Origin of the sequence: Phenylobacterium sp. (genome assembly GCF_025934275.1) — a bacterium.
In the GTDB taxonomy this organism is placed as follows: Bacteria; Pseudomonadota; Alphaproteobacteria; order Caulobacterales; family Caulobacteraceae; genus Phenylobacterium.
This window is the reverse complement of record NZ_JAICYI010000081.1, coordinates 1-12,147: the sequence shown is the minus strand read 5'-3', so window position 1 is coordinate 12,147 and position 12,147 is coordinate 1. Positions and strand designations below refer to the sequence as shown.

The window sequence follows — 12,147 nt, the reverse complement described above, 5'->3', positions numbered from 1 at the left end:
CGGGTCGCCGCCGCCCGCCGCGTCGAAGAAGTGGGTGTGGAAGTTGCGGTCGGTGAGCAGCATGGTGATCGCCCCGGCCAGCACCGGCAGCGACAGCAGCAGCAGGAAGACCGTCACCAGGATCGACCAGACGAACAGCGGCATGCGGTGCAGCGTCATGCCCGGCGCCCGCATGTTGAAGATCGTGGTGATGAAGTTGATCGCCCCCAGGATCGAGCTCGCGCCCGCCAGGTGGATCGCCAGGATCGCGCAGTCGACCGCGGGTCCGGTGTGTCCAGAGGTCGACAGCGGCGCATACAGGGTCCAGCCGGTGCCCGCCCCTCGGCCCGGTCCGCCGTCGACGAACATCGAGGTCAGCATCATCACCCAGGAGGCGACGAGCAGCCAGAAGGAGATGTTGTTCATCCGCGGGAAGGCCATGTCCGGGGCGCCGATCATCAGCGGCACGAACCAGTTGCCGAACCCGCCGATCATCGCCGGCATCACGAAGAAGAAGATCATGATCAGCGCGTGGGCGGTGACCACCACGTTGTAGCCGTGCTTGGAGCCCTCGATCAGGCCGATCTGGGCGATCCAGCTGTGCGGCTGGAACACCTGGATGCCGGGCTCGGCCAGCTCCCAGCGGATCAGGCCGGAGAGCGCTCCCCCGACCAGGCCGGCCATGATGGCGAACAGGATGTAGAGGGTGCCGATGTCCTTGTGGTTGGTCGCGAACAGCCAGCGCACCAGGAACGGCGGCTTGTGGTCGTGGGCTTCTTGGCTGTCGTGAACGGCGGCGGCGTGTGCCATGGTTACGCTTACCCCAGGATCAATGCGTGGCCGGCGCCTTGGGCGCGGGCATGTTGGCGGCGGCGGCCGGGCCGCTCGGCGCAGGCGTGGCCGGCGGCGGCGAGGCCGGGTTGACGGGATTGGCGGCGCCTCCGGTCCCGGCAGCCGGAGCCGCCGTTCCCGTCCCGAGCGTCTGGGCGGCGGTCTGGGTCGGCGTCGGCGCGGCCTTGCCGCCGGTCTTCTTGGCGACCCAGGCGTCGAAGTCGGCCTGGCTCACCACCTTGACCTCGATCGGCATGAAGGCGTGGTCGAGGCCGCACAGCTCGCGGCAGCTGCCATAGTAGGTGCCGATCCGGTCGGCCTTGAACCAGGTCTGGTTCACCTTGCCCGGGACCGCGTCCATGATGATGCCGAACGAGGGCACCGCCCAGGAGTGGATCACGTCGGAGCCGGTGGTCAGCACCTGCACCACCTTGTTCACCGGCACCACCATGGGCTCCGTGGCGGCCAGCTTGTAGGGCACGCCCTCGGCCTTCGCCTTGTCCTCCGGCAGGATGTTCGAGACGAACTCGGGGATCTTCTGGTCGGGGTACTCGTAGCTCCAGTACCACTGATTGCCGGTCGCCTTCACGGTCAGGTCGGGCTTGGGCATGTCGTGGAAGGCGAACAGGAGCTTGAACGAGAAGATGGCGATGAACACCAGGATCAGCACCGGCCCGAGCGTCCAGGTCACCTCCACCGCGGTGTTGTGGCTCCAGCGCGCCGGCACCGGATTGGCCCGCTTGTTGTAGCGCAGGATGCACCAGGTCAGCAGGCCGAGCACGAGCAGGGTGATGCCCGTGATGATCGGCAGCAGGATCGCATTGTGGAAGAAGTTGGCGTCGTGCTTGAGCGCCGTGACGCCCGGCTCCAGGTCGATGGCGCCCGGCGTCGGTTGGCCCAGGAGGTCGCCCGCCGACGCGCTCGCGCTCCAAAACGCCGTGATGGCGCCCGCGGCGAGCCCCGTAGCCAGCGCCCGCATCCCCTGAAAGCTCGACTTCATGTCCCCTCGGTCCGGCTGGCCGGCCTACGACTTCGCGCCGCCGGGCCGACATTCGACGGCCGGGCGAGCGCGGCCGCGCTCGCCCGGCCCTTGGCGGCGTCCATACGCGCATCGATTAGGCTTGCCAAGGCGGTTCCCGAAGCCGGGCCGAAGGATGCGATCGCCGCCTTGCCGAGGCGCCCCCCGGGCCGCGGCGCGGCCTCCCGCCGGAGACCCTCGTTAGCCGGATACGCCTGCGCGCACCATCGAATCGCAGGGGCTGCGGCGGCTCAGCAGGCCAGCGACCAGACGGCGGTCCGCTTGACCTCCATGTCCTCCAGCTCGCGCGTGGTCGGCACCTGGTACTCGGCCAGCTTGTCAAGCCCCTGGCGCGGGAAGTAGCTGCGCCCGGGGTCGCCGATCAGCACGCGCGCGCCCTGCCCCCGGGCCGCGCTCAGCCAGGCCATCACGCGCGCCGCGAGCGGCTGCTCGTAGCAGATGTCGCCGGCCAGGATCACCTCGGCCCAGGCCGGCGGCGGAAGGTCAAGCATGTCCTCGGCCGTGAACGCCACGTCCACGGCGTTGGCTTCGGCGTTCAGCCCCACGGCCGCCTCGCAGAAGACGTCGATGTCGGCGGCCAGCACTCGCGCCGCGCCCGCCCTCGCCGCCGCCACCGCGACGATCCCCGAGCCGGCCGCGAAGTCGAGCACGCGCCGCCCGGCGACCGTCTGGGGATGGTCGAGCACATAGCGCGCCAGCGCCTGGCCGCCGGCCCAGGCGAACGCCCAGAACGGCGGCGGCAGGCCGATCTCGGCCAGCGCCTCTTCGGTCAGCTTCCAGATCGGCGTGATCTCGCTCGCCAGATGCAGCCGAAGCTCCGGCGTGTGCGGCGGCCGCTCCAGCGTCGTGTTCGCGGCGATGAAGGCGCGGCGGGCTTCGGCGGTGTCGGCGATCATGTCTCCGCATAGTCAACCGCTCACGCCGGCGAAAGCCGGGGCGCAAGCCGAGGCGCAGATTGGGTCGGTCACGCCGCGGCGGGGAGCGGGGCCGGCTCGGGTTTGGAGGAGGCGAGCCGCAGCACCTCGACGTAGCTGTTCGCGGTCAGCATGCGATCCAGCACGCCCTTCTCGCGCAGCAGCCGCTGGGTGCGGGGCAGGTTGTAGCAGGGCACATGCATGAACATGTGGTGCTCGCAGTGGTAGTTCACGTAGTAAGGCGCGAGGAACGCCCGCTCCAGCAGGCTGGCGTGCGTCGAGCGCGCGTGCCGTAGCGGATCCGGCTCGCCCTGGGCGACGCAGGCGTGCTCGGCGATGTTCCTGAGCCGCGTGATCATCGGCAGCCAGGTCGCCTGCGGGACCAGCCACAGCACGGGCCACGCCCACCACAGGCCGAACGGCGCCGTCAGCGCGACGGTCACGACCATGCCGCCGAAGAACCGCCGGCGGCGCACGACGGCGTCCTTCAGGATCGGCCAAAGCGGCTCGTCCGGCTTGCGGTTGCGGAGACGCGCGACCAGCCCCGACCACTTCAGCTTGTAGTAGGTCCGGCCGGTCAGATCGCGGATGATCTTGCGCCTGAGCGAGGTGCGAGTGATCGGGAACGGCGCCGAGAGCCCGAGGTCCGGATCCTCCGGCTGCTGGGCGTACTTGTGGTGCCCCAGGTGGTAGGGCCGGTAGGCCATCAGGTCGCCGGTGGTCAGGTGGTTGCCGAGCCAGTCGTTGACCTTCAGGTTCGGATGCAGCGCCCCGTGCGCGGCGTCGTGCGTCAGGATCGCCAGCCCCAGCTGCCGCGCGCCGATGATGACGATCGCCAGCGGGATGGTGATCGGCCAGACCACCGCCATCGCCGCCGCCGCCGCGATCACCGCCCAGGCATGCGCCACCAGCGCCGGGCCCTTCCACGCCGAGCGGCGGGCGAGCGGCGCCCACTCCTCGGCTGAGAAGAACTGTTTCGGGTCGACGCGGGCCGCGGCTGGCATGGGCCTAATGTAGTGCCGAAAGGTCTGCGAAAACAGAATGACGCTGGGGAACCGCGGGTTCCTAGAGCCGCACCGCGCCCAGCGCGATCGCCGCGAACAGGATCACCGCCGCCCAGGTGTTGGAGTTGAAGAGCGCCAGCGCCAGCCGCCGCTCATCGAGCTTCACGCGCCTGGCCTGCATCGCGAGGTGGATCGCGTAGAGCGCCACGAGCGGCGCGGCCAGCAACCCGAGCCCCGCCGTCCAGCAGGCGGCGAACGCCAGCACGACGCAGGCCGCGTAGAAGGCGCCGACCGCCCGCGCCGTCTTCGCCCCCAGCCGTCGCGCCGACGACTTCACGCCGGCAAGGGCATCGTCCTCCAAGTCCTGGATGGCGTAGATGGTGTCGTAGCCCAGCGTCCAGAAGACGCCCGAGGCGTAGAGCAGCAGCGCCGGCAGCTGGAGGCGGCCGGCGGCGTCCCCCGCCACCCGGATCGGCCCCCGCCCTTCGCCGGCGAGGCTCGCCAGACCGGCCAGCCAGATCGCCGCCGGGACTCCGCGCGCCGCGAAGCCCAGCAGCGCGCCCCAGTTGAACGTCAGTCCCAGCCAGGCCTGCGGCCACCAGGTGATCCGCTTCATGAACGGATAGGCCGCAACCAGCAGCAGCGAGCCCGCGCCCAGCGCCACCGCCAGCGGACTGAGGGCCAGCAGGATCAGGAGCGAGGCGCCGCAACAGAGCGCGATGAAGCCCCACGCCTGCCTGACGCTGATCTCGCCCGCCGGGATCGGCCGCATCGCCGTGCGGGCGACCTTGGCGTCTACGTCCTTGTCGACGATGTCGTTGTAGGCGCAGCCGGCCGCCCGCATCAGCGCCGCCCCCGCGAGGAACAGCCCGAGCAGCCAGGGGCTGGGCGGCGCATGCCGCATGGCCGCCTCCAGCGCGATCCCCTGCCAGCCCGGCAGCATCAGCAGCCAGATCCCCGTCGGCCGGTCGAAGCGGCCGAGCTTCAGCCAGGGCCTCGCCCAGGCCGGCGCGCGGGCGTCGACCCAGTTGGCGGGGGCGGCGTCGGGCAGGGGCGCGCTGCGGACCATGGCCCCTCTATAACGAATGGCGCGAACGCTGCATCCGAGGCGTGATTTCGTGCGAATATGAGCCTATGACGCGCGCCCTCCTTCCAGCCGCTCTTCTCCTCGCGGCCGTCGCGACGACGGCCCGCGCGGCCGATGCGCGCCATCCGGCGGTGGTCGAGCTGTTCCAGGCCCAGGGCTGCTCCTCCTGCCCGCCGGCCAACGCCAACCTGATGGCGATCGCCGGGCGGCCCGACGTGCTCGCCCTCGCCTTCCAGGTCACCTACTGGGACGACCTCGGCTGGAAGGACACCTTCGCCAGGCCGCAGTTCACCGCCCGCCAATGGGACTACGCGCGGGCCTGGAGGCGCCCCAATGTGTTCACGCCGCAGGTGGTGGTGAACGGCCGCAAGGACGGCGTCGGCGCCGATCCCGCCGAGTTCCGCGCCCTGGTCCGCGCCGGCGAGCGCGGCGCGGGCGGTCCTGCGCTCGAGCTGGCGGCCGGCGAGGTCCGCATCGGCGCGAGCGCGCCGCTGTCCCGGCCCGCCGACGTCTGGCTGGTGCGCTACGATCCGCGCATCCTGCAGGTGCCCGTCGCGCGCGGCGAGAACCGCGGCAAGACCCTGCCGCACCGCAACGTCGTGCGCCAGCTCGTGCGGCTGGGGGCGTGGCGCGGCGGGGCCGAGCGCTTGCGGGTCCCGGCCGGCGGCGATCCGGCCTGGCGCAGCGCGGTGGTCCTGCAGCTCCCCAAGGGCGGCCCGATCCTGGCCGCGGCCAAGGGCTGAGCCCGGCGTCGCTGTGGCGTTTCCGCAACCCCGGCGCGGCATCCCGCCCGATCCGCAACATCGTTCGGCGGCGCGCCTTGACCGGCCGGGTCGGCGCGCCTAGCTTCCCGCGCTTCGAGGCCGCAAGAGGGAGGTCAGCATGGTAGCTTTCGCTGTGAAGATCTTCCGACCGCGTCTCGGGCCGCCGCCGCACCGTTAAGTCCGCCCGACCGCTTCGCAAGGGCCCGTCGCGCCGCTTCGCGAAGCGATCCCGCACGCCCGCGGCCCGCCTGGCCTTCCAGACCCCCGCCTCGCCCCTTCCATTCCTTCGCGCTCCAGCGCGCGCCCTTGCGAGACCGCCGATGCGGCTCGGGGCCCCTGAAGCGCCGACTTCGAGCTCTTCCGATGACCGATCATTACGAGGATGCCGACGACCACCGATCGCGGGTGCTCAGCAACCGCCAGGTGCTGGGCTTCATCGCCGCATTCTGGCTGCGGCGGCGCTGGCTGCTGAGCGGCGCCGTCGTGCTCACGCTCGCCTCCATCGGCTTCGACCTGTCGGTGCCCTGGGCGGCGGGCCGGCTGGTGGACGCGGTCGCCGGCGGCCTGGCGCGGCGGCATGACGCCTGGATCTCCTGGGGCCTCTTGGTCGGCGCCTACGGCGCGGCGCTGGTGCTGCGCAACACCGGCATGCGGTTCTGGAATCCGCTCGCCGCCCGCAACATGAAGCAGATGGTCGATGAGGCCTTCCGCAAGGTGCAGGCCTTCTCCGCCGACTGGCATGCCGACAACTTCGCCGGCGCCACGGTGCGGCGGCTGTCGCGGGCCATGTGGGGCTACGACACCGTATCCGACGCCGCCGTGATCTGGCTGGGCCCCGCCTTCCTGGTGCTGGCGGGCCTGTGCCTGATGATGGCGCTGCGCTGGCCGCTCGTGGGCCTGTTCGCGAGCGTCATGGTGGCGGTCTTCGTGGGCTCCAACGTCTGGCTGACGCAGATCTACGCCCGGCCGGCCAACCTGCGCTCGGTCGCCATGGACAGCCGCATCGGCGGCGCCATCGCCGACAGCATCTCGTCCAACGCGACCGTCAAGTCGTTCGGGGCCGAGCCGCGCGAGGAGGCCCGCATCGGCGACATCACCGAGCTCTGGCGGCGATCGGTGATCGTCACCTGGGGCCGGTTCATCGACCTGTGGCTGCTGCACAACCTCATGCTGGTGCTGCTGCAGGCCGGCATGACCGGCATCCTCGTCTCGCTCTGGGCCAAGGGCCAGGCGCGGGCCGGCGACGTCGCCTACGTGATCACCGCCTTCATGCTGATGACCAGCTACCTGCGCAACATCGGCGAGAACATCCGCATGACCCAGCGGGGCATGGACGACACCGAGGACGTGGCGCGCTATGCGACCATGACTCCGGAAGTCGTCGATGCGCCGCAGGCGGCGGCCTTCGTCGCCGACCTCGGCCAGATCGACTTCGACCGGGTGACCTTCCGCTACAAGTCGGCCGACGGCGCGCTTTACGACGATTTCAGCCTGCGCATCGCGCCCGGCGAGCGGGTGGCGCTGGTCGGGCCGACCGGGGCCGGCAAATCGACCTTCGTGAAGCTGATCCAGCGGCTCTACGACGTGCAGGGCGGCCGCATCCTGATCGACCGCCAGGACGTCGCCCAGGTGACCCAGGGGTCGCTCCGGCGCGCCATCGCCGTGGTGCCGCAGGACCCGGCGCTGTTCCACCGGACGCTGGCCGAGAACATCGCCTACGCCCGGCCGGGCGCCACCGACGAGGAGATCGTGCTCGCCGCCCGGCGGGCCCGCGCGCACGAGTTCATCGCCCGGCTGCCGAAGGGCTACCAGACCCTGGTCGGCGAGCGCGGCGTGAAGCTCTCCGGCGGCGAGCGGCAGCGGGTGGCGATCGCCCGCGCCTTCCTGGCCGACGCGCCGATCCTGGTGCTCGACGAGGCGACCTCCTCGCTCGACGTCGAGACCGAGCGGCAGGTGCAGGCGGCCATGGAGGAGCTGATGGTCGGCCGCACCACCATCGTCATCGCCCACCGGCTCTCGACCATCCGCGGCGCCGACCGCATCCTGGTGTTCGAGAATGGCCGCATCGTCGAGGAAGGCCGCCACGCCGACCTCGTCAAGCAGGGCGGCGCCTACGCCCGTCTGCACGCGGTGACGGAAGGCTGGGCGTAGGCACGGCTCCTCCCCCGTCGCGCAGACGCCGGGGGAGGTGTCAGCGGCAGGGCTGACGGAGGGGGCGCAGGTGCGAAGGGCCGCATCACCCCACCGCCGCCTCCAGCGCCGCGGCCAGGTCGCCGCGCCGCGCAACCCGCACGCTGTCCAGCCCCAGCCAGCCGGCCATCCGCTTCAGCTCGGCCGCGAGCCGCGCCGGCGTCGCCTCGCCGGCCCAGGGCTCCGCGTGGCTCGCCTGCACGATCAGCACGCCGGCCTTGCGCTCGGCCTTCAGGTCGACGCGGGCGGTCAGCGCATCGCCTTCCAGGAACGGCAGCACGTAGTAGCCATGGGTGCGCTTGTGCGAGGGCGTGTAGATCTCGATCCGGTAGCGCACCCCGAACAGCCGCTCGGTGCGCTCGCGGAACCAGATCAGGTTGTCGAACGGCGAGAGCAGCGCCTGGGCGTCCACCCGCCTGGGCCGCCGCGCGGCCGGGTCCAGGTAGGCGGTCTCGCGCCAGCCCTTCACCGCGACGGGGACCAGCTCGCCGGCCTCCGCCACCTCGGCCAGGCGGGCCCTGAACCCCTCCACCGGCAGGCGGAAGTAGTCGCGCAGGTCCTTGGCCGTCGCCACGCCCATCGCCCGGCCGGCGATCCGGATCAGCGCGCGCTGGGCCTCGTCGCGGGCCGGCGTCGGCGCCGCCAGCACCGCCTTCGGCAGCACCTTCTCCGGCAGCCCGTAGACCCGCTCGAAGGTCCCCCGCCGCGTGGCGGTGGTGAGCTCGCCCGTCCAGAACAGGCACTCGACCGCGCGCTTGGCCTCGCTCCAGCCCCACCAGCCGCCCTCGCCCTTGTGGCCCATGTCGAGCTCGGAGGCGGCCAGCGGCCCGCGGGCGGTGATCTCCGCCAGCACCCGGTCGACGAAGTCGCGCCGCTCGCGGATGAACCGCGCCACGCCCTTCCAGGTGCCGATCCCGCGGCTGGCGTCCTCCATCCGCCAGCGCAGCAGGGGATGCGTCTCCGCGGGCGTCAGCGAGGCCTCGTGCGCCCAATACTCGATCAGCGCCTTCCTCTTCCCCCAGGCGAGCTCTTCCAGCAGCCTCCGCGGATAGGCGCCCAGCCGCGAGAAGGCCGGCAGGTAGTGCGTCCGCGAGACCACGTTGACCGAATCGATCTGCACCACCCCCAGCCGCTCGATCAGCTTCAGCAGCTGCCGCCTGCCGACCGGCCCCTCCGGCCGCGCCTGCGCAAACCCCTGCGCCCCCAGCGCAACCCGCCGCGCCTCGCCCGCCGTGAGGGTGTCGTTCAAGGCTCCGAACTCATGCGCCGGGCCGCTTCGCCTCATCCTTGCCGGGATAGTCCCACTGTCCCGTGTCCATCTGCTTCTGGGTGTACCAGCGGATGTTGCTAAAGCGGCCATCCTTGTGCAGCACGTCGTCCAACCTCTCGAACACACGCTTCTTGCGTCCGCCCAGATCCAGCCAGCCAGTGGCGCAGAGGACGATCAAGAAATCTTCGATGGGTCCGACTCGGCTCCACATTGCGACGCGTTGGTAGGTGAAGTTGAACTCCCAACCCTTCTCGCCTTCGCTGTAGATCGGCTCGACCTCGCAGCCGAGCGCCTGCAGGATGTCCGACAGCACGCCCGCCACGACGCGGCCCGGATACACGATCCAATCGTCTTCGTCCCACTCGCCCTCGTCTTCGAACGACGGGACGAGATAGACACATTTCTTCGTGATCATTGCGGCTGATCCTGATCCCACGCGTCGTATCCGAGGTCGAGTCCTGCGGCGGTCGCGCCACCGATGCGGCGTGCTTCAAGCGACGGCGTCATGGTCATGCCGTCTCGGCCGCGTCTTCGACCGGCAGTCGCGTCGTCATCGAAGTCGCCCGCGCGCCGCGCGAACGGCTGGAACCCCGGCATTCCGCACCCCCTTGACCTGCCGAAGCGCGCCACTGTCCGGCCGGTTAGGCCAGCCCTCCGCGCCGTTGAATTATGGCTCGGGTTCGCGTTGTGTCAAGAACATAACATGAACGTCATCATGACCGCCTCACTCGGCCTCGCTCGCCATTGCCCCGGCGTAGCTGTGCAATCGCGAGCTGTCGCGTGAGAGACGCTCGCCGCTCAGGTGTGCGCTCGTCCGCACAAATATGCCGAATTTGTTGACATGTGTGTTCTCTATATGTTCTAATCAGCATGTGATCGATGCGCAAGAGATGGCCGAGCGGCACGCGAGCGTGCTGAGAGAGCTCACCGAGCTCGGGATCGCGCTCGCCCGCGACCTGCAGGCCGCCGCGCTCGCCTCTGCCGATCCCGAGGTGAAGGGCAGGCTCTCCGCCGACTTCCATCGCGTCGGCCGCACGGTGCGCCAGTCGATGGCGCTGGAAGCCCGGCTGCTGCGCGATGCGGCCCGCTTCGCGCGGGAGGCGGAGGCTGGGGCCGAGGAAGCCCGCAAGCAAGCAGTGAAAGCCAAGAGCGCCAGGGTGCGCGCCGCGGTCGCCAGGCTGGTCTGGACCGAGGCCGAGGACCCGGACGACGAGGACGGCGAGGTCGGCCTCGTGCTCGATCGCCTCGACCGCCAGCTCGAGCTCGCCGAGGTCGAAGACGATTTCCTGGATCAGCCGATCGAGGTGCTGATCGAGCGCATCCGCCGCGAGCTCGGCCTGCTCGATCCCGAGGACCGCCAGCCGGTCATCGCCCGCTGGCACGCCGCCCACCCCGACGCCGACACCTCCTGACCTCCGCTCGTTCCCGCGCAGGCGGGAACCCAAGCCGAGTCTCCCAACACCGTTGTCAGCTTGGATCCCCGCCTTCGCGGGGATGAGCGGGTGTTTCCGCGTCCTTCCGCGTTTTCCGCGGTTCCAAATCTTACGCGTGATCCAGCACGGGCTTGGCCTCGTACGGCGCCTCGAGCGCCTTGACCTCGTCGTCGGTGAGCTTGATGTCGACCGCCGAGACGGCCTCCTCCAGGTGCCCGAGCTTGGAGGCGCCGATGATCGGCGCGGTGATCGCCGGGTTCTTCAACACCCAGGCGAGCGCCACCTGCATGTTGGTCAGCCCCCGCTGCTTGGCGATGTCGCCCACCGCGTCCACCACCTTGAAGTCGGCCTCGCGGAAATAGAGCCGCGGCGAGAACTCGTCGGTGCGGGCGCGCTCGGTGTTGCCCTGCTTCGGCTCCGCCCGGCCGCCGGCCAGGAAGCCGCGGGCGAGCGGCGACCAGGGGATCACGCCGATGCCTTCGTTGCGGCAGAGTGGCAGCATCTCGCGCTCCTCCTCGCGGTAGACGAGGTTGTACTGCGGCTGCATGGAGACGAACCGGCTCCAGCCGTTCTCGTCGGCGACCGCCAGCATCTTGGCGAACTGCCAGGCGTACATCGAAGACGCGCCGATGTAGCGGGCCTTCCCCGCCCGCACGACGTCGTTCAGCGCCTCCAGCGTCTCCTCGATCGGCGTCTCGTAGTCGAAGCGGTGGATCTGGTAGAGGTCGACGTAGTCCATGCCGAGCCGCTGAAGGCTGGCGTCGATCTGGGCCATGATCGACTTGCGCGACAGGCCGCGCTCGTTCGGCCCCGGCCCCATCGGCCCGTTCACCTTGGTGGCGACCACGATCTCCTCGCGGCGGGCGAACTCGCGCAGCCACTTGCCGGTCACCTCCTCCGAGGCGCCGATCGAATAGACGTTGGCGGTGTCGAAGAAGGTGATCCCCTTCTCGATCGCGGTCTTGAAGAACGGCTTCGCCTGCGCTTCGTCGAGCACCCAGGTGCGCCACTTCGGGCTGCCGTAGGTCATGCAGCCGAGACACAGCCTCGAGACCTTCAGGCCGGTCTCGCCAAGACGCACCTGTTCCATCGCGACCTCCGAATTTGTCCGCTAGCGGGCGAGTCGGCCGTCCTCCAGCACCGCCATCTCGAAGGGAAAGAGCACGTCCGGATCGGGGGCGTCCACCTCATCCGCTATGGACTTGGGCGCGAGCGTCCGCACCACGCAGCTCAGCAGCGCCAGGTGGGCGCGCTTCTTGTGATCGGCCTTGACGATGGTCCACGGCGCGATCGGCGACTGGGTGCGCCGAAGCATGGCGTCGCGCGCCTGGCTGTAGGCGTCCCAGCGCGTCTGCGCCTCCGCATCGAGCGGCGAGGCCTTCAGCGCCTTCAGCGGATCGGTGCGACGCTCCTCGAGCCGCTCGGCCTGCTCCTTCTTGGAGACGTCGAGCCACAGCTTGACGAGCTTCAGCCCGCTCCCGGCCAGCATGGCCTCGAAGGTCGGCACGTCGCGCAGGAACTGCTCCTGCTCCTCCGGTGTGGAGAAGCCCATCACCCGCTCGACGCCGGCGCGGTTGTACCAGGAGCGGTTGAAGATCACCGTCTCGCCGGCGGCCGGCAGGTAGCGGACGTAGCG

The 12,147-nt window shown here is 70.5% G+C and carries 13 protein-coding genes; 3 read left to right on the top strand and 10 right to left on the bottom strand.

The annotated features are described in order from the left end of the window. From Q0W60_RS16360 to Q0W60_RS16340, 5 genes are all read right to left on the bottom strand, one after another. Nucleotides 1–789: cbb3-type cytochrome c oxidase subunit I (locus tag Q0W60_RS16360; RefSeq protein WP_297697152.1), on the bottom strand; the 789-nt coding region annotated here is incomplete at its 3' end. A 19-nt stretch (nt 790–808) separates the two neighbouring features. Beyond that, entirely contained in the window at nt 809–1,810 is a 1,002-nt protein-coding gene (gene coxB, locus Q0W60_RS16355) for a cytochrome c oxidase subunit II (RefSeq protein WP_297697151.1), read from the bottom strand. Between the two features lie 269 nt (nt 1,811–2,079). Then, the gene (locus Q0W60_RS16350) at nt 2,080–2,745 is read right to left on the bottom strand and encodes a methyltransferase (protein ID WP_297697150.1); all 666 of its coding nucleotides are present in this window, start codon (nt 2,743–2,745) and stop codon (nt 2,080–2,082) included. A gap of 68 nt (nt 2,746–2,813) precedes the next feature. After that, nucleotides 2,814–3,767 (bottom strand): fatty acid desaturase family protein, encoded by a 954-nt coding sequence (locus Q0W60_RS16345; RefSeq protein WP_297697149.1) that lies wholly within the window; start codon nt 3,765–3,767, stop codon nt 2,814–2,816. 61 nt (nt 3,768–3,828) lie between these two features. Beyond that, entirely contained in the window at nt 3,829–4,836 is a 1,008-nt protein-coding gene (locus tag Q0W60_RS16340) for a UbiA family prenyltransferase (RefSeq protein WP_297697148.1), read from the bottom strand. Between the two features lie 65 nt (nt 4,837–4,901). On the opposite strand from Q0W60_RS16340, the gene Q0W60_RS16335 reads away from it, so the two are divergent. Next, the gene (locus Q0W60_RS16335; protein ID WP_297697147.1) at nt 4,902–5,597 is read left to right on the top strand and encodes a DUF1223 domain-containing protein; all 696 of its coding nucleotides are present in this window, start codon (nt 4,902–4,904) and stop codon (nt 5,595–5,597) included. 384 nt (nt 5,598–5,981) lie between these two features. Next, complete coding sequence (locus Q0W60_RS16330; RefSeq protein WP_297697146.1) at nt 5,982–7,769, top strand: ABC transporter ATP-binding protein; 1,788 nt, start codon at nt 5,982–5,984, stop codon at nt 7,767–7,769. A gap of 85 nt (nt 7,770–7,854) precedes the next feature. Here Q0W60_RS16330 and Q0W60_RS16325 read toward each other — a convergent pair whose 3' ends face one another. The 3 genes from Q0W60_RS16325 to Q0W60_RS16315 are packed head-to-tail and all read right to left on the bottom strand — an operon-like array spanning nt 7,855 to nt 9,675. Next, complete coding sequence (locus tag Q0W60_RS16325; protein ID WP_297697145.1) at nt 7,855–9,057, bottom strand: winged helix-turn-helix domain-containing protein; 1,203 nt, start codon at nt 9,055–9,057, stop codon at nt 7,855–7,857. 10 nt (nt 9,058–9,067) lie between these two features. Continuing rightward, nucleotides 9,068–9,493, bottom strand: coding sequence for a hypothetical protein (locus tag Q0W60_RS16320; protein ID WP_297697144.1), 426 nt, complete (start codon nt 9,491–9,493; stop codon nt 9,068–9,070). Further along, nucleotides 9,490–9,675, bottom strand: coding sequence for a hypothetical protein (locus Q0W60_RS16315; protein ID WP_297697143.1), 186 nt, complete (start codon nt 9,673–9,675; stop codon nt 9,490–9,492). Before Q0W60_RS16315 ends, Q0W60_RS16320 begins: the two co-directional genes overlap by 4 nt. Nucleotides 9,676–9,968: 293 nt before the next feature. Here Q0W60_RS16315 and Q0W60_RS16310 point away from each other — a divergent pair, with 293 nt between their 5' ends. After that, entirely contained in the window at nt 9,969–10,490 is a 522-nt protein-coding gene (locus tag Q0W60_RS16310; RefSeq protein ID WP_297697142.1) for a hypothetical protein, read from the top strand. A 130-nt stretch (nt 10,491–10,620) separates the two neighbouring features. Here the strand turns inward: Q0W60_RS16310 and Q0W60_RS16305 are convergent, their stop codons facing one another. Together Q0W60_RS16305 and Q0W60_RS16300 are read right to left on the bottom strand one after the other, a co-directional pair. Then, nucleotides 10,621–11,601, bottom strand: coding sequence for an aldo/keto reductase (locus tag Q0W60_RS16305; protein WP_297697141.1), 981 nt, complete (start codon nt 11,599–11,601; stop codon nt 10,621–10,623). 21 nt (nt 11,602–11,622) lie between these two features. Then, the coding region (locus Q0W60_RS16300) for a polyphosphate kinase 2 (protein ID WP_297697140.1) at nt 11,623–12,147 on the bottom strand (525 nt) is incomplete at its 5' end.

Bases quoted from the DNA above. Each gene is read 5' to 3' on its own strand.
- coxB (WP_297697151.1), bottom strand. From the start codon at position 1,810: ATGAAGTCGAGCTTTCAGGGGATGCGGGCGCTGGCTACGGGGCTCGCC.
- Q0W60_RS16350 (WP_297697150.1), bottom strand. From the start codon at position 2,745: ATGATCGCCGACACCGCCGAAGCCCGCCGCGCCTTCATCGCCGCGAAC.
- Q0W60_RS16345 (WP_297697149.1), bottom strand. From the start codon at position 3,767: ATGCCAGCCGCGGCCCGCGTCGACCCGAAACAGTTCTTCTCAGCCGAG.
- Q0W60_RS16340 (WP_297697148.1), bottom strand. From the start codon at position 4,836: ATGGTCCGCAGCGCGCCCCTGCCCGACGCCGCCCCCGCCAACTGGGTC.
- Q0W60_RS16335 (WP_297697147.1), top strand. From the start codon at position 4,902: ATGACGCGCGCCCTCCTTCCAGCCGCTCTTCTCCTCGCGGCCGTCGCG.
- Q0W60_RS16330 (WP_297697146.1), top strand. From the start codon at position 5,982: ATGACCGATCATTACGAGGATGCCGACGACCACCGATCGCGGGTGCTC.
- Q0W60_RS16320 (WP_297697144.1), bottom strand. From the start codon at position 9,493: ATGATCACGAAGAAATGTGTCTATCTCGTCCCGTCGTTCGAAGACGAG.
- Q0W60_RS16315 (WP_297697143.1), bottom strand. From the start codon at position 9,675: ATGCCGGGGTTCCAGCCGTTCGCGCGGCGCGCGGGCGACTTCGATGAC.
- Q0W60_RS16310 (WP_297697142.1), top strand. From the start codon at position 9,969: ATGGCCGAGCGGCACGCGAGCGTGCTGAGAGAGCTCACCGAGCTCGGG.
- Q0W60_RS16305 (WP_297697141.1), bottom strand. From the start codon at position 11,601: ATGGAACAGGTGCGTCTTGGCGAGACCGGCCTGAAGGTCTCGAGGCTG.